The following is a 15,958-nucleotide window of genomic DNA, read 5'->3' on the forward strand; positions in this document are numbered from 1 at the left end:
TGCCGTTAAATGTTCGAGAATGGGACTGTCCAGACTGTGGGACGCACCATGACCGAGATATTAACGCCAGTAAAAACATTTTGGCCGCAGGACTTGCGGTGTCAGTCTGTAGAGCGACCATAAGACCAGAACAGAGTAAAACTGTTAAGGCCGGTGCGGAACCCCGCAAGGGAAAGAAGCAGAAACCTAAATCGTGAGGTTTGGGAATCACCGTCCGTTTACGGCGGTGAGGATGTCAACTCTGGCTAAAAACCACGGCAGAACAATTAAAAAAAGGCCAGTTTGCCGAGGTGGATTTAGACAACTTAATTGAGGAGATTGAATCGATGGGGAGAAGTGAAAGACACGCGCTCAAAAGTCTTTTAACTCGTCTCCTAGAACATTTACTCAAATTAACCTACTGGCAATCGGAAAGAGACCGGAATGGCAATCATGGTCATGGAGAAATCAATAATTTTCGGGCAGAAATCCAAGATTTACTGGAGGATAGCCCTAGTTTAAAGCCCTATCTTCGGGAGATTTTTGAGCCATCCTACCATACAGCTTTAGAGACCGTCCGGAAAAAAATGGGTTTATCCCCCGGCGGCCTACCCAGTCAGATAATTTTTAATCTCGAACAGGTTTTAGATAATCAATGGCTCCCAATTGAGTGGGAATAAACTATTGACTATCTAATAGTAAATCTGGTTATTAAAGAGTGATTATTTATTCCCCCTTTTGCCTCTTGCCTATTGCATGAGTGCCTGTCCTGATAAGTAGCCTATATTCAACGGATTTAGTATAAATTACTCCTTGATCGCTAAACAGTCATCAGTGAACTGAAAACTCAAATCTGATAACTCAAATCTGATAACCGATAACTGATAACTGATAACTGATAACTGATATGGGTTCACTCAAGCAACTTCTTCATTAGGGCATCCACTTCCTCCAGGCCGGATTGATTATTTTTTAGGACATAAACCGCTCGCGCTTGCTTAAAAGCTTCCGCTGCTTCTCTTTTTCGTCCCCGGCCCGCGTAGGCACGACCGAGATTAAGATAGACATCGGCGTTATTGGGGGCAATTTCGGCCAAATCTTGATAGGCGATAATTGCTGCAAGATAATCTTTTCTGGCCAGATGGATGCGACCAATTCCCGCTTGTGCTTCCAAAGATTGGGGTTGTAGGAAAACAGCCCGACGATAAAAGGGGAGAGCCTCGTCAAAACGCTCTTGTTTTTCGAGTAAAATACCTATTTTTAGCTGAATTAAAAAATTTCTTGTACTTTGTCGCTCTATTTCTTTTAAAATCTGGGTTCCGCCATTTAAATCGCCCTGTTTGAGCAAAAGGCTGGCCAGTTGCAATCTTAATTCAGTATTGTTAGGGAATCTTTGCAGGGATTTTTGGAGAAAATCGAGGGCTTCGCTGCTTTTATTCTGTTCAATCAAGGCTTTACCCATGATTTCGTGGGCTTGCTGATTATTGGGGTCGAGAGCTAAAACCCATTGGTAAACTTCGCCCGCTTTAGCATAGTTTTTTTGGCGTAATAACACTACCCCTAAACCGAGGTAGTGTTGGACGTTTTTCGGTTCTATTTGGATAGCGTAGTAGTAAGCGGTGGCTGCATTGTCATAATCACCGATATTAGCCAAACTATAACCGAGAGCATGGAAAAAGTCAGGATTACTCGGATCGAGACTTAAAGCTTTTTGGTATGCTTGGGCGGCGGCGTTATAATCCCCTTGCCGCGTTTGTAAAAAGCCAATCCCAGAGAAAATTTTGGCATTATTGCCATCAAGGGCGGCAGCCCGCTCGTAAACGGCTATAGCTTCCCCATAATTGCCATTTTTGACCAATTGCCGCGCTTGACGCAGTAGTTCGTTAACCTGTGAATCCTTGCTCACGATTGCACCTGCGGGATTATCAGCGATCGCAATTGAGGCAGAGAAACAGCCCCCCGCGAGAAGACCGACGAGCAAGATTAGACGGGTAAATTGTTTCATCGCTTTACCTTTGTTAACGATTCTTAATTAAAGTTTATTCTAAATAGTATTGACAAAAATCAACTATTCTGCATCACCTTGGACGAGATTATTGCGGGCTTCTTGGGCGACTTGGGCGCTTTTGTCGTTGGTTAACTGGGTCAAAACAGCGATCGCATCCTGTCCCCCTAAGCGGCCTAAAGCTTGAGCGAGACGATAGCGCAGTTGCCAGTCATCATCATTAGCCAAGGGAACGAGTAAAGAGACGGCGCGGGGGTCGCCTAGTTCCCCAAAAGCACTAACGGCGGCCGTTTTTACCAATTCATTATCGGAGTTAAGGGCGATTTCGAGCAGTTCAAAGCCCCGGGGTTCCCCCAATTCGCCCAAAGCTGCCACAATGCTAAATTGAATTAACCAGTCGCAGGATTGTTGATAGACGGCCACCAGATCATCGTAGGCTGCGGTTAATTTTAACCCCCCGATCGCATCGGCCGCGGCCGCTTTCACGTCTGCTTCGGGATCATGCAACAAGCGATCGCGCAGAATAGTTAAGGCCAGATCGAGATTCTGACGACCGAGGATATCTAACTGACTTACCGCCGAATAACGCACCCTAGCGTTACTATCGTTAATTAAAGGCTGTAACATCTCGAAGGCGATTTCTGGGGCTAAATAACGCAGTTGATTAACTCCCGATAAGCGATGGCCATAATCATCGGAATCAAGCAGCTGTTGCACGGATTCAGGGGAATAATTCATAATTTGATGACACCCTTAACAATTGGACTGGTATTAATTGTCCCATGAATAGTTATCGGCTCCTGACTATCTTGATCATGTTTAGTTCCCCGGTTTTTTGGGGCTGTCGTCCTCCCTCTCCCCTTAAAAAAGAACCTACGGCCGAGATGCTCGTTTCTCCTTCTCCCAGTCCGATTATTTCCGCATCAGACATTAAAGCTGCTAATCGTTATCGTCAATTGGGATTACAGTATCGTCAACAGGGAGATTTGAGCAAAAGTATTGAGGCTTTAAAAAAATCGGTACAGTTAAACCCCAATCATCTAGACGGTAGAGTAATTTTAGGCTGGACACAACACCTAGCTAAACAATCTTTAGCGGCACAAATAACCCTCGAAGAAACGATTAAAATTGCTCCCGATCATGTGGCTGCTTATAATGCTTTGGGTATTGTTTATCTTGTCGGTGGTCATCTTGAAAAAGCCGTAGTCACTCATACTAAAGCCGCTAATTTAAAACCTGATAATGAAATTGCCTACTATAATTTATCCCTCGCCTATCATCGTTTAAAAGATTTTAATTCAGCTATTACTAACGCTGAAAAAGCAGTTAAATTAGAGCCGAATAATCCCCATCCTCTTGTGGCTTTGGCAATGATTTATTTAGAGCAAGGTGATAGTAAAAAAGCTCATGATACCTATAGAAAGGCTGTGGATTTAGACGGTCGTTATCGACAAAAATGGTTTCTGGCACATCTGAAGGAAGCTGGTTTTAGTCAGGAGCAAATTAAATTAGTAGAAAAGTTACGAGCCTAGATTTAAAAAATATTATTTACTCTTAAGATGCCTGTCGATGTCCCAGTTTTAGGAAAATAGTTTCTAAATCTTCGCGGCAAGTATAAAACTCGCTTAAGGTCAGACCAGAAACGACTAAAGATTTCAACAATTCGGCACTATCTTCTAGGGTTCCCGTAAATTTAACCTGGAGAGTATTAGTATTAATAATTCTTTGCCAACTTTCCACAAAAACACATTGTTTAAGAGCAGTTTCTAAGGCTTCTAAATTGCCTAGAGTCGTGATCTGCAAGTATTGGCCAGCTAGACGTTGATTTAATTCTTGTAAAGAGGTACTTTCCACTAGATAACCTAATTCCATGATGCCCACAGAACTACAAAGTTCGGCTAAATCACTAAGGACATGGGAGGAAATTAAAATAGTCATACCTGCCGATTGTAAGACTTTAATAATCTCACGAAATTGTAGGCGAGCGATCGGGTCTAATCCAGAAACCGGTTCATCGAGAAGTAAAATTAAAGGTTCATGGATAATCGTTCGGGCTAAACTTAAACGTTGTTTCATCCCCCGGGACAAAGTAGCGATCGAATTATGGCTTTTACCTGTCAATTGTACCAGTTCTAGAACCTCATAAATGCGGCGATGACGTTGGGAGCGAGGGATATGATAAAGACGGGCAAAATAATCCAGATAATTCCAGACATTTAGGTCATCGTAGAGGGGAAAATTATCGGGTAGATAACCTAAGTTTCTTTTGAGACGGGGATTACTCTCATCTCTTAAAAGACGTTCTCCGTGCAGATATATTTCTCCCGTTGTCGGTTCTTCCGCTGCCGCTAACATCCTAATTAAAGTGGTTTTTCCCGCTCCATTTGGACCGATTAACCCGTAAACTTCCCCCGCTTCAATCTGTAAATCCACTTGATTAACAGCCCCATGGCGGTCAAATTGTTTGGTTAAACCAACGGTAGCAATGGCTAATTCTGGTGCGTTCATAAAGTTTTAGTAGTCGGATTGCTGACAAACTGGCCACCACATTCTTAACATTAACGTTTGGGTTTCCCGTTATCAATAGAACCATTCTTGATGGTATGGTGAGAACCCCACTAGGACAAGGCAATACAGGCGAAGAGGTGATTTTGTTCTGTGTTAGACTGATATTTGAGTAAGTCTAACACGAACCACAAAAAGATATTGATCAGAAAACTGATCATCAAGCTAGATGTTTAAAGACTGATTTGAACCAATTATTTTTTTTTGTTAATGAATATTTTTGCTAATAAATATAGCAAAAGTATAGATGATTTCCTGACCTAAGATCACATTTTATTCTTTTTTAAACTTCAATCTAAAAATCGAGAAAAAAGCAAAACCCTCCATTATACCATAAAAAAATTATGCAAGAGGTCTACTTAAGATAAAAATCGGTAAAACTACACCCCACACCCCACACCCCACACCCCAGGAAAAACTTTTTGCCGCAAACCCTAATTATCCGATGATTTCTGGATTTAATACCATGTATAGACGAGAATTACTGCAATTTATTGGCTCTCACGCTCTTTTTGGGGCTATTAATCGAGAATTTGCTTGGAATTATCAAAATATTGACCATTGGGGCGAATTATCAAGGAATTATCGCCTCTGCACCAGGGGAAAGCAACAAACACCGATCGATCTGAGTATAGTGACTGAAAAAGAGCTATACCAACCCACCTTTAATTATCGTCCTGTACCCCTAAAAATTCGCCATAACGGTCGTACAATCTTGGTTAATACCGAAAAAGGTGGAAACATGAGTTTTCACGGCGAAAATTGGGATTTATTGCAGTTCCACTTTCATCATCCCAGCGAACATCAGATTAAAGGTCAGTCTTTCCCTCTAGAAATTCATTTAGTGCATGGGAATGGGAGGGGAAATTTAGCAGTTGTGGGCATTTTAGCCGAAATTGGGGCAAATAATCCCTATTTACAAACCATTTGGGATTATTTGCCCCAAGAACCTTCTCCTGAAATGATTATCCCCGATACTTGGGTCAATGCCGGGCTTTTACTGCCGGAAAATAGCGATTTTTATGAATATCGGGGGTCTTTGTCCACTCCTCCCTGTAGCGAGGATGTTCTCTGGTTAGTCTGGCAAAATGCGATCAAAATTTCTCCCCAACAACTGCAACAATTGGCTGAGATTTTTCCGAGTAATGCGAGGAATATTCAACCCTTAAACGGGCGCTCGATCCTGCATTCCTAGCCCACCAATTGTCGGCATTTTGGCTAATTTAGATAATTTTATTAACTTTTAGACCAAAAATTGTAAATAACTCAGGAATGCGCTCAATAACTAAAGCTTCGGTGGCTGTCCAGTCACTTTCTTTAGTGGCTAAAACCCCCAGAACACTCAGAGGAACCTGTAGAAATAGGTGACTTAAGAGGAGAGCGATCGCAGCGATTACTAAACCTAAAAGCCGCCATTGGGGGAGATAGGCGGCCACGGCAGCCGCTAGAGGGGCAAAATTGTAGATTGGCCAAGCGATGAGAATTAAGAGGACGACTCCCAAAAGAGTAAGAAGACGATGGCGAGGACGTTTAAAAAGAGAGAGAATTTTTAACTGTTCGGGGGTGAGTTGACTAGGTTTGAGAGCAACCAACAAAAGACTAAAAATATCAAAAGGTTTTGTCCACTGCATCCAAAAAACGGGAATAATAGCGATCGCTCCTAGAAATAGCCATTCTAGCCAAAGAAAAGGCAAGGGATCGCCCACAGCTAAACCAATCCAAGCGATTTGTAAAAAGATTGGCAAGGCCGCTAACCCTGCCAAATGAATCCACAAAAAAGGTTCTGATTTCATAGAGGGAAATGGGGGGTTAGGGGTTAGGGGTTGGGGGTTAGGGAGCGGGGAGATGGGTAGGGCTGATTCATTCTCCGAATCGAATTCTTTTTTTGCTACCCTTAATCCCTTATGAGGTAAGCTAGGGAGCAGGGAAGTACAGGTTTTTGCTCTCATAGTAGGTTGATTCATGAATCAACCTACAAAGCACGACGTTTTGACAAATTTTCAGCTATTTATTTCCGAGAAATCGCCTAAAAACCCGGCCAGATCAGGATTTGAGAGAATGACATTTCAGAGAATGAAACGACCCTAGGGAGATGGGGGAGTGGGGGAATTATGAATTATGAATTATGAAGTGGGGAGACCACTTCGTGCGCGTTGCGGGGGGAGTGGGGGAATTATGACTGATAACTGATAACTGATCAGTTATCAGTTATCACTGACTCCCGACGGTTCAAGTCTAATTAACTGGATAAAGTGCGACGTTTCATGACCATTTCGTAGGCTTCGATAATGTCGCCTTCTTTCCAGTCATTGAATTTAGAAACACCGACACCGCACTCGAAACCGGTCGCCACTTCCCGGGCATCTTCCTTCATCCGTTTGAGGGAATCGAGAACTCCCTGATAGACAATTTCCTTGCCGCGACGCACGCGCACGAAGCGATTCCGCACCAGTTTACCGGATTGGACATAACAGCCCGCCACGGCCCCACGACCGACGGTGAAGACGGCACGCACTTCGGCGAAACCGAGGTGTTCTTCCACTTCTTCGGGGTCGAGAAGACCTTCCATCGCTCCTTGAATATCATCGAGAAGCTTGTAGATGATATTGTAATCGCGGATATCGACCCCTTCCCGATCGGCGGATGCGCGCGCACCACTGGCAAGGGTGGTATTAAAGCCCACCACCACCGCACCACTAGCGGCGGCCAGATCCACATCGGTTTCGGTGATTTCCCCCGGAGAGGCGAGGAGAACGCGAATCTGGACTTCGTTTTGGGGTAACTGTTTAAGCGCACCGAGGATGGCCTCGACGGAACCTTGCACATCTGCCTTGAGGATGAGATTAAGTTCCTTGAGTTGTCCTTCTTGAGCTTGGATAGAGAGAGTGCTAAGGCTAACGCGACGGGAGGAGAGGGCCTGTTGTAAACGGGTGTTGCGTTGTTCGATCGCCCGTTGATCGGCAATTGATCGGGCCTCTTTTTCACTTTCATAGACATCGAATTCATCGCCGGCGGCCGGGACATCACTGAGACCGAGGATTTCCACGGCAAAGGAGGGGGTGGCCGCTTCGACTTTTTGACCGCGATCATCGATCATGGCCCGAATTTTGCCGAAAACGGAACCGGCGACGATGCTATCACCCACGCGGAGAGTGCCATTCTGGACGAGCAGGGTAGCCACGGGGCCTTTGGTGCGATCGAGGTTAGCTTCGATCACGGTTCCCTTGGCCAAGCGATCGGGGTTAGCGACCAATTCCGCTACTTCTGCCACCAAGAGGATCATTTCCAGCAGATTATCGAGATTTTCACCCCGCAGGGCGCTAACGGGAACCATGATCGTCTCACCGCCCCAATCTTCGGCCACCAGTCCCTGTTCGGTCAATTCCTGTTTAATCCGGTCGGGGTTAGCTGAAGGTTTATCGACTTTGTTAATCGCCACCACGATGGGGACTTCGGCAGCCCTGGCGTGACTGATTGCCTCTTTCGTTTGGGGTTGTACGCCGTCATCGGCGGCTACCACCAGCACGGCTATATCGGTGACTCTCGCCCCGCGGGCGCGCATAGCGGTAAAAGCTTCGTGGCCGGGGGTATCCAAAAAGACAATCTGTTCTGGTTTGCCGTTATGTTCCACATCGACGTGGTAAGCACCGATGTGCTGGGTGATGCCACCGGCTTCCCCCTGGGCGACTTTGGTTTTGCGGATCGAGTCGAGGAGGGTGGTTTTGCCGTGGTCAACGTGACCCATAATGGTGACGACGGGGGGACGACGCTGGAGACTTTCCCAGTCGGAGACATCGATCATTTCCGTGGTTTTGATTGCCGCCGACTGGGTGCTGGGGGTTTCCACGGCGATCTCGAAGTCCCTGGCGATCATTTCGATCGTGTCCACGTCGAGAGTTTGGGTGATATTAACCGCCATCCCTTTAAAAAATAGGGTTCTGATGATCTCAGTTTCGGGGACTTTCATCAATTCCGAGAGGTCGCGCACGGTGAGACTGCCGGTGACGACGATGCTTTCCGGGCGTTTTTCCTCTTGGGGTTCTTGGCGCTCGCTTTTCTGTCCGCCAGTGTGGGCGGTTGGTTTACTAGGCCGCTTAACTTTGACTGCTGTTGGAGTGCCGGAGGTGGCAGCTTTAGCGGTGGGCGGTTTGGGGGGACGAGCGGTGGAAAGGGTAAAACTGGGGGTATTAATTAACCCGGACAGTTCCGATTCTAGATCATCATCATCTTCAAAGAGAGCTTGGGTGCGGCGTTTGTTTTTGCCGGCAGTTTTGGCGGTTTTGGCCGCTTTTTTCTCTTCTTCCTCTTCTTCTTCCCAGCTTGATTTTTTGGCCATGCGAGGGGGCATGGTGGGTCGTTTGAGTTTTTTCAGCCCGTCTGCTCCGAGCAATCCGGTATCTGTATCGATTTCTGTGCCATCAGCACCAGATTTCTTGGTGGTATCGGTTTCTTCCCCGCCGGTAGCCGAGATTTTAGCGGGTAAACCGGGGCGAACTGGGCGCTTCAATTCCACCGTCTCCCGCACTTCTCTAGCTGGTTCGGCCGGTTTCGGGCTTTTTCCGTCGGGTTTGCGGTTGAGGGTCGGTTTTTCTGGTTTAGCCAAGCCTAGCCTGCGCTCAGGACTAGGGGCATTTTCGCTCTCGCCGCGCTCGCGTTTTTCTCCCCTGGGCCTGTCGTTACTGCCAGGAGCATTTTTAGAGCGGGGTTCTGGCCGGCCCGAGGCAGTTTCAGGGCGTGGTTTCGGGGTGAGGGAAGGTCGATTAGGTGGGGCGGTTAAGGTGGGGGCTGCTTCTGACACTAGCGGGGTTTCGGTCGGGGTTTCTTTAACACTGGGGCTATGAGATAGCATCTCTGCAGCAGTGGCGGGAGTTTTTTCGGCTGCTCCGTCGCGCCCTGGGGGAGCAACGAGGGGTTTAACCGGGGGACGGGGGGGACTGATTAAAGTCGGTTTGGCCGAGGAACCGGCTTGACCGGGATAGCTTTCCCCTTCTTCGCCGGTTTCGGGGCGGTTGTGTTTATGCAGGGCTAAAATCTTTTGTTTTTTTTCTTCGGCAGGACTAGCCGATTCTCGCTGACCCGTGCTATTTTTACTGGTACTCGAAACAACTCCCTTCGCAGCGATTGCTTTGATGCGTTGGGCATCCTCTTCGCTGATCGTGCTACTGTGGCTCTTGTACTCGATGTTCAACTGGTCACAGATGTCCAAAATGTCTTTGTTGTCTAGATTCAATTCTTTTGATAAATCGTAAATTCTGACTTTCGTGTTACTCATCCATTATCCCCCGGCTAAAGTGTTAGTGATCCTAATAATTTGGCTGATTTTTTGATCCTGTCAGGACTGTCCCATTTCCATGCTAACGATTTTGTGGCTATGATCGTCAATTTTAATCCTGATTTGGACGACCTTGCCAGGCAGTCCCGAGTCGCTCTTGCAAGGATTCATAGAGCGTTTCGGGAATATTGGCTTTTAGGGCGCGTCCGAGACGATTTTTTTGTCGGGCTAGTTGCAGGCAGTTGGGTTGTGGACAGATATAGGCTGATCTTCCCATGCCTTGATCTAATTGTATCTGTCCGGACGGGTGTAGTCGGACAATTCGCCAAAAGGATTCTTTCGGGGCGAAGAGACGGCAGCTAATACAGCGTCGATAATTGACGAAGGTGTTCATTCTCGGTCTAAATCCTGGGATTCTGGGTCTGTTTCAGCGGGTTTTACCTCTTGTTCGCCTTTATAGAGGGCTATATCCTTAATATCGATTTTCCAGCCCGTCAGACGGGCGGCTAGACGCACGTTCTGCCCTTCTTTGCCAATCGCTAAACTCAATTGATCCTGTGCCACCAGTACCAGTGCTTGTCTTTCTTCGGCATTAGTGAACAAAACTTGGTCGATACGGGCCGGACTAAGGGCATTGGCAATGTAGGTGGCGGGGTCTGGAGACCAACGAATCACATCGATTTTTTCGCCCCGCAATTCGTTAACCACAGCTTGAATCCGCGAACCTCTAGCCCCAATACAAGCACCAACCGGATCCACGTCTCTCTCTAAGGTATCGACGGCGATTTTTGTCCGCGAACCAACGTGACGGGAGGGGGGATTGGCTTCCCGGGCGACGGCGACAATACGAACGATTTCCTCCTCGATTTCGGGAACTTCGTTGGCGAACAGATATACTACCAAGCCCGCCGCCGCTCTGGAAACGATTAATTGCGGGCCGCGGTGAGAACCTTCTAGGACTTTTTTGAGCAGAACTTTAAAGGTGGCGTTAGCGCGATAGTTATCGTTGGGCAGTTGTTCCCGTTTGGGTAGTTCTGCTTCCACTTCCGGTTGACCGTAGGTGCTTTGTACCATGACAATAGCGGCCTGTCTTTCAAAACGGACGACCCGGGCCTGTAAAACGGTTCCTTCCAGATCTTGGAACTCCTCTTGAATCATTTTGCGTTGGTTATCCCGCAGTTTTTGCAGTAAAACCTGTTTAGTTTGAATCGCCGCCATGCGACCAAATTCTTTTTGGTCGGGGGTGACATCAAGAACTACTTCATCCCCTAACTGGGCCTCATCGGCCACTTCTTGCACTTCTTTGAGACCGATGTGATGGTCGGCATTGGTCACTTCTTCGACAATAGTTTTAGTAGAAAGGATGCGAAAGCCTTCTTCTTCTACATCTAATTCCACATCAAAGTTATTGAAATAATCTTCATGGAATTGAGCAGCTTTTTCTAAACTTTGGGCGCGTCGATAACGTTCATAACCCTTGAGAAGTGCTTCACGCAAGGATTCTTGTACGGCATTTTTGGGCAGATTATGTCGTTGGCTAATTTCTTCGAGCATTATTTTTAAACCAGGCAAATTAACAGTAGCCATAATTATTTTTTCTCCTTACTTTTGAGTTATTAGTTTTTTAGCCGTCAGCCTTGTATCAGTTATCAGTTATCAGTTATCAGTTATCAGTTATCAGATGTAAGTTTTAAGTTAATCAGTTAGTTAGTTATTTATCTTCATCCTTATCCCTGTTTACTGATTACTGTTTACTGATTACTGATTATTGCGCTGCTCATCTAAACGGACGCTGATGACGGTAGTGCGATCGATGCTCAGGGAGCGACCTTTTTGGTTAAGATAAATAGATTGCTCATCTCTACCTTGCAGTTTTCCGCGCCATTCTTTCGGTTTTCCTTGGCTATCCTGGCCAGTAACGATGACGGGAAAACCTTTAAAAGACTGAAATTCGCGCTCACTGCTCAGTTGTCGAGAAATGCCGGGGCTAGATATTTCTAAAACGTAGGCCTCTGGTAATATTTCTTGACTGTCGAGGGCGGTTTCTAAGGCCCGACTCATCTGCTCACAGTCCTCTAAACCAGTATCTCCCCCCAGATTGCGAATATCGACGCGCAGGACGGGAGGCCTTTTATTGGTTTGAAAAACGATATCGACCACTTCTAGCCCCAAGTTTTCAGCGATAGGGGTGGCTAGATGCAGCAGGTCGGGGATGAGCGGATGGGTCATGATTTGGACAATAAAAAAAGCGGGCGAAACCCACTTCCCTAAACTGTTAGTGATTGGGATAGGCAGTTGTTAGACCACCTAGCTGAATACAATATAGCAAAAAACCGTCATCACTATTTGCCCCCGGGGTCGTGCCTGGGGGAAAACAGAACAGTGGTCACGATCGAGTCGATCTGTCACAATGAATACAGGGTAACTAGATATAGAGTCAATTATGGATCAAAAATCTCCACTCACCGTAGTTAGAGCCAAGTCAGCTAAGAATCGTGGTAATCGACCAGTATGGAAAGGGATTGTCACCACTTGGATGATTGTGCAAACCTTTGGCCAGGTCACTCCTGCTTGGAGTCAAAAAAACCAAAATACCCTCACCTACGGTGAATTGTTAGAGAAAATCGAGCAAGGCAAGGTAAAAAAGGTCGAAATCAATCCTTCTTTGCAGCAGGCAGCAGTTACCCTCGTCGGTCAAACGGACAAGGATCCCCCGAAAGAAGTCAATTTATTTGACCAAAATCCCGAATTAATCAAGAAACTCGATGCTAAAAAAATTGAGTACGGCATTCTCCCCAGCACTGACAATTCGGCCTTGATCAATGTTCTCACTAACCTGTTAGTGATTATTGTTGTCTTGGGATTATTGGTGTTTATTATCCGTCGTTCTGCCAATGCTTCCGGTCAAGCGATGAACTTTGGTAAATCAAGGGCGCGCTTTCAGATGGAGGCGAAAACCGGCATAGAATTCAATGATGTGGCGGGTGTGGATGAGGCCAAGGAAGATCTAGAGGAAGTGGTGACATTCCTCAAGCAACCGGAAAAATTTACGGCGATTGGCGCAAAAATCCCGAAAGGAGTCCTGTTAATCGGGCCTCCGGGGACGGGAAAAACTTTACTGGCTAAAGCGATCGCAGGAGAGGCGGGAGTGCCTTTTTTCAGCATCTCCGGGTCGGAATTTGTGGAGATGTTTGTCGGGGTTGGTGCGTCGCGAGTGCGAGATCTATTCCGAAAAGCCCAGGAAAATGCCCCTTGTTTGGTTTTTATCGATGAAATTGATGCCGTTGGTCGTCAAAGAGGGGTCGGTTATGGGGGAGGTAATGATGAACGGGAACAAACCCTGAACCAATTATTGACGGAAATGGATGGTTTTGAGGGAAATACCGGTATTATCGTCATTGCCGCCACCAACCGCCCCGATGTTTTGGATTCGGCCCTCTTGCGTCCGGGTCGTTTTGATCGACAGGTGGTGGTGGATTATCCAGATTGTAAGGGACGTTTGGCCATTTTGGAGGTTCATTCTCGCGATAAAAAGGTAGCTGCTGATGTGGCTCTGGAGGCGATCGCCCGTCGCACCCCCGGTTTTACTGGGGCAGATTTGGCTAATATGCTCAACGAAGCGGCGATTTTTACCGCTAGAAGACGGAAAGAGGCGATTACCATGGCGGAAGTCAACGATGCGATCGATCGGATTGTGGCCGGTATGGAAGGGCGCGCTTTAGTTGATAGTAAAGCCAAGCGTTTGATCGCCTATCATGAAGTTGGTCATGCGATTGTTGGTACTCTCTGTCCCGGCCACGATCAGGTGGAAAAAGTCACCCTGATTCCCCGGGGTCAAGCGCAGGGGTTAACTTGGTTCACTCCTGATGAAGAACAGGGTTTAACCAGTCGTTCCCAGTTATTAGCCCGAATTGCGGGATTATTAGGGGGAAGGGTAGCGGAGGAATGTGTCTTCGGTGAGGATGAAGTGACCACCGGGGCCGGCAATGATATTGAAAAAATTACCTATCTGGCCCGACAGATGGTAACGCGTCTGGGAATGTCGGAATTGGGATTGATTGCTCTAGAGGAGGAGGGCAATTCCTATCTCGGTGGTGCTGGTGCTGGTTATCATCCCGACCATTCTTTCGCGATGATGGCGAAAATTGATGCACAAGTACGGGAACTTGTCAAGCAATGCCACGATTTAGCAACAAAACTTATCCTTGACAATCGTGTGGCGCTCGATCGCTTGGTGGATATACTGATTGAACAGGAAACCATTGACGGCGACGAATTCCGGCGTTTATTGACGGAATTTCAGCAACAAGCGGATCGGTCAATGGTGACTACGGTTTAATTTTGTTTTCGTCTCCTCGCTTTGAGGAAGTGCTTAGGGTTGGCTGAATAAATCTAAAAACCTTGCTGGGTAAGACTTTTAGACTTTTAGTCAATCAAAAAGTGCCATTTCTTGGAGGGATCGGGGGGAAAATTCAGGGACTTTTTCCCCGAAAATTAGGTAATTGGCCACCTCAAAACTGGTAAAACCCTACACCCTACACCCTACACCCCACCCCCACGAAAAACTTTTTGCCGCAAACCCTAGTTAGGAGACGATTTCAGCAGACAATCTGCTAATCAGTCGGACAAAGCCAGAATTAACGACTAACATTGTGAGCGGGAATTTTATTAATGGAATGACCGTTATGATTGCCTTTGGTGGGGGCAATAATATTAGCTTCTAAAGCTGAAGTCATCTCGGCCAACATTTCTAAATTGAAACGATAGCCGACGTTGCGGACGGTTTGAATTAAATTAGGTTGCCTGGGATCGGTTTCGATTTTTTTCCGCAGAGAGAGAACATGAGTATCGATTGTCCGGGGATTATCAATTTCCTCGGGCCAAGCGCGACGCAGTAAATCGGCTCTTGATAGGGGTGTTCCCTCCGCTTGGGCTAAAACGTAGAGTAGGCTAAATTCTTGGGGCGTTAATTCGATATACTCCCCGCGAAATTGTACCCGTCGTTGGGCTAAATCTATTTTTAATTGCCCATAATCCAAGTGTAGGGGAGCAGCCCTACTGCCTAAACGACGAGTTAACACTTCTACCCTAGCCATAAATTCTTGCATCCCGAAGGGCTTTCTCAGGTAGTCGTCGGCCCCCGCTTTTAAACCATTGACCACATCTTTTTCGCCATTACGGGCCGAGAGAATCAGTATTAAAGACTGTTTTTGTTGATCAAGCCAACGGCAGAGTTCGATTCCATCCCCGTCCGGCAAGTCGGAATCGATAATTGCTAAGGTTGGTTGACGATGAAGGAAAGCTTGACGCGCACTTTGCAGGGTTGCCGATTGATTAACCAAATAACCGGCCTGTTGCAGATGCCAAGCTAATAGCGATCGCAAGTGCGGGTTGCCCTCAACAATAGAAATATGGATCGATACCACTTGAGTTTCTGCCCCATTACTGCACAGATTGACACATTGTCAGGGTATCAGAATTAATGTCAAGATGTTGTAACAATCGTAACATTCGTCAGCCGTCAGGAGTCAGGAGTCAGCTTTGAATCAGTTATCAGTTATCAGATGTGAGTTTTCAGTTCACTGATTACTGATTACTGTTTACTGGTTACTGAAAAAAAGCTCCCCACTCCCCACTTCATAATTTGTAATTCATACGTCCCCGAAAATGTCTTGACTATCGAACCCTATTCAAGGTATTCTATGCAATGATGTCAGAGGGTGGTGGAATCCAGGTTTGAATTGGCGGATACTTTAGACGTTCATAATCTGAGATTTATTAAACTTCTGAAATCGTAGAGTGAGCAAGGAATCCAGTTCTTTTTTATGTTTCAGATGGACATCATTCAGACATTCATAAATAGCTGAAGAAAAGTCGGAAAAGTTTTCATCGAAAATTTTGGGTCTGAAACCCCGTCGTTCTACGACGGCTTTACTGTTAAATATTAACACATTTACGAAATATATGCCAGAATGTGAGACATGGAAAAAGCCTACTCGTTTCGATTTTACCCCACACCAGAACAAGAGTCGCTATTGCGGCGCACTTTGGGCTGTGTAAGATTAGTTTACAACAAAGCTCTCCACGAACGAACACAAGCATGGTACGAAAGACAAGAAAGAGTAGGATATGCTCAA

At 46.4% G+C, this 15,958-nt stretch carries 14 protein-coding genes and 3 pseudogenes; 6 read left to right on the forward strand and 11 right to left on the reverse strand.

Features of this window, described 5'->3' with window-relative positions; genetic code table 11:
• Both IM319_RS12395 and IM319_RS12400 read left to right on the forward strand, forming a co-directional pair.
• The coding region (locus IM319_RS12395; RefSeq protein WP_287721365.1) for a zinc ribbon domain-containing protein at nucleotides 1-197 on the forward strand (197 nt) is incomplete at its 5' end.
• A gap of 42 nt (nucleotides 198-239) precedes the next feature.
• Nucleotides 240-659 (forward strand): annotated as a pseudogene (locus IM319_RS12400) (DUF29 domain-containing protein); the annotation flags it as partial.
• 233 nt (nucleotides 660-892) lie between these two features.
• Here IM319_RS12400 and IM319_RS12405 read toward each other — a convergent pair.
• Both IM319_RS12405 and nblB read right to left on the reverse strand, forming a co-directional pair.
• Entirely contained in the window at nucleotides 893-1,984 is a 1,092-nt protein-coding gene (locus IM319_RS12405) for a tetratricopeptide repeat protein (protein WP_287735807.1), read from the reverse strand.
• Nucleotides 1,985-2,047: 63 nt separating this feature from the next.
• Complete coding sequence (gene nblB / locus IM319_RS12410) at nucleotides 2,048-2,722, reverse strand: phycobilisome degradation protein NblB (protein ID WP_287735808.1); 675 nt, start codon at nucleotides 2,720-2,722, stop codon at nucleotides 2,048-2,050.
• Nucleotides 2,723-2,766: 44 nt separating this feature from the next.
• On the opposite strand from nblB, the gene IM319_RS12415 reads away from it, so the two are divergent.
• Entirely contained in the window at nucleotides 2,767-3,516 is a 750-nt protein-coding gene (locus tag IM319_RS12415) for a tetratricopeptide repeat protein (RefSeq protein ID WP_287735809.1), read from the forward strand.
• Between the two features lie 22 nt (nucleotides 3,517-3,538).
• Here the strand turns inward: IM319_RS12415 and IM319_RS12420 are convergent, their stop codons facing one another.
• Both IM319_RS12420 and IM319_RS12425 read right to left on the reverse strand, forming a co-directional pair.
• A complete protein-coding gene (locus IM319_RS12420; RefSeq protein ID WP_287078700.1) occupies nucleotides 3,539-4,492 on the reverse strand; it encodes an ABC transporter ATP-binding protein in 954 nt (317 codons plus the stop codon).
• Nucleotides 4,493-4,545: 53 nt separating this feature from the next.
• Nucleotides 4,546-4,707, reverse strand: a pseudogene (locus IM319_RS12425) (ISNCY family transposase); the annotation flags it as partial.
• A gap of 308 nt (nucleotides 4,708-5,015) precedes the next feature.
• Between IM319_RS12425 and IM319_RS12430 the strand changes: the two are divergent.
• Complete coding sequence (locus tag IM319_RS12430) at nucleotides 5,016-5,744, forward strand: carbonic anhydrase (RefSeq protein WP_287735812.1); 729 nt, start codon at nucleotides 5,016-5,018, stop codon at nucleotides 5,742-5,744.
• 28 nt (nucleotides 5,745-5,772) lie between these two features.
• Here IM319_RS12430 and IM319_RS12435 read toward each other — a convergent pair whose 3' ends face one another.
• The 5 genes from IM319_RS12435 to rimP all read right to left on the reverse strand — a co-directional run bounded on the left by IM319_RS12435 (nucleotide 5,773) and on the right by rimP (nucleotide 12,050).
• Nucleotides 5,773-6,342: a low-complexity tail membrane protein gene (locus tag IM319_RS12435; protein WP_002801180.1), complete on the reverse strand. Its 570-nt coding sequence runs from the start codon at nucleotides 6,340-6,342 to the stop codon at nucleotides 5,773-5,775.
• A gap of 446 nt (nucleotides 6,343-6,788) precedes the next feature.
• Nucleotides 6,789-9,821, reverse strand: coding sequence for a translation initiation factor IF-2 (infB, locus tag IM319_RS12440; RefSeq protein ID WP_287735810.1), 3,033 nt, complete (start codon nucleotides 9,819-9,821; stop codon nucleotides 6,789-6,791).
• A gap of 112 nt (nucleotides 9,822-9,933) precedes the next feature.
• On the reverse strand, nucleotides 9,934-10,215 hold the full coding sequence (locus IM319_RS12445) for a YlxR family protein (protein WP_002798549.1): 282 nt from the start codon (nucleotides 10,213-10,215) through the stop codon (nucleotides 9,934-9,936).
• The gene (gene nusA / locus IM319_RS12450; RefSeq protein ID WP_287078696.1) at nucleotides 10,212-11,408 is read right to left on the reverse strand and encodes a transcription termination factor NusA; all 1,197 of its coding nucleotides are present in this window, start codon (nucleotides 11,406-11,408) and stop codon (nucleotides 10,212-10,214) included. Before nusA ends, IM319_RS12445 begins: the two co-directional genes overlap by 4 nt.
• 171 nt (nucleotides 11,409-11,579) lie before the next feature.
• A complete protein-coding gene (gene rimP / locus IM319_RS12455) occupies nucleotides 11,580-12,050 on the reverse strand; it encodes a ribosome maturation factor RimP (RefSeq protein ID WP_286826368.1) in 471 nt (156 codons plus the stop codon).
• 214 nt (nucleotides 12,051-12,264) lie between these two features.
• Here rimP and ftsH point away from each other — a divergent pair, with 214 nt between their 5' ends.
• On the forward strand, nucleotides 12,265-14,160 hold the full coding sequence (ftsH, locus tag IM319_RS12460; RefSeq protein ID WP_287735811.1) for an ATP-dependent zinc metalloprotease FtsH: 1,896 nt from the start codon (nucleotides 12,265-12,267) through the stop codon (nucleotides 14,158-14,160).
• Between the two features lie 298 nt (nucleotides 14,161-14,458).
• On the opposite strand, the gene IM319_RS12465 is transcribed toward ftsH, so the two are convergent.
• Complete coding sequence (locus tag IM319_RS12465) at nucleotides 14,459-15,247, reverse strand: response regulator transcription factor (RefSeq protein WP_287684333.1); 789 nt, start codon at nucleotides 15,245-15,247, stop codon at nucleotides 14,459-14,461.
• Between the two features lie 327 nt (nucleotides 15,248-15,574).
• Nucleotides 15,575-15,709: pseudogene (locus tag IM319_RS22735) on the reverse strand (IS630 family transposase); the annotation flags it as partial.
• A gap of 93 nt (nucleotides 15,710-15,802) precedes the next feature.
• Here IM319_RS22735 and IM319_RS12470 point away from each other — a divergent pair.
• Nucleotides 15,803-15,958 (forward strand): helix-turn-helix domain-containing protein (locus IM319_RS12470; protein ID WP_287735813.1); only part of this gene is annotated, 156 nt, incomplete at its 3' end.

Origin of the sequence: Microcystis sp. M113S1 (genome assembly GCF_020246945.1) — a bacterium.
GTDB lineage: Bacteria > Cyanobacteriota > Cyanobacteriia > Cyanobacteriales > Microcystaceae > Microcystis.

What these genes read in the sequence shown, in the direction of transcription:
- IM319_RS12405 (WP_287735807.1), bottom strand. Translation starts at nt 1,984, where the DNA reads ATGAAACAATTTACCCGTCTAATCTTGCTCGTCGGTCTTCTCGCGGGG.
- nblB (WP_287735808.1), bottom strand. Translation starts at nt 2,722, where the DNA reads ATGAATTATTCCCCTGAATCCGTGCAACAGCTGCTTGATTCCGATGAT.
- IM319_RS12415 (WP_287735809.1), top strand. Translation starts at nt 2,767, where the DNA reads ATGAATAGTTATCGGCTCCTGACTATCTTGATCATGTTTAGTTCCCCG.
- IM319_RS12420 (WP_287078700.1), bottom strand. Translation starts at nt 4,492, where the DNA reads ATGAACGCACCAGAATTAGCCATTGCTACCGTTGGTTTAACCAAACAA.
- IM319_RS12430 (WP_287735812.1), top strand. Translation starts at nt 5,016, where the DNA reads ATGTATAGACGAGAATTACTGCAATTTATTGGCTCTCACGCTCTTTTT.
- IM319_RS12435 (WP_002801180.1), bottom strand. Translation starts at nt 6,342, where the DNA reads ATGAAATCAGAACCTTTTTTGTGGATTCATTTGGCAGGGTTAGCGGCC.
- infB (WP_287735810.1), bottom strand. Translation starts at nt 9,821, where the DNA reads ATGAGTAACACGAAAGTCAGAATTTACGATTTATCAAAAGAATTGAAT.
- IM319_RS12445 (WP_002798549.1), bottom strand. Translation starts at nt 10,215, where the DNA reads ATGAACACCTTCGTCAATTATCGACGCTGTATTAGCTGCCGTCTCTTC.
- nusA (WP_287078696.1), bottom strand. Translation starts at nt 11,408, where the DNA reads ATGGCTACTGTTAATTTGCCTGGTTTAAAAATAATGCTCGAAGAAATT.
- rimP (WP_286826368.1), bottom strand. Translation starts at nt 12,050, where the DNA reads ATGACCCATCCGCTCATCCCCGACCTGCTGCATCTAGCCACCCCTATC.
- ftsH (WP_287735811.1), top strand. Translation starts at nt 12,265, where the DNA reads ATGGATCAAAAATCTCCACTCACCGTAGTTAGAGCCAAGTCAGCTAAG.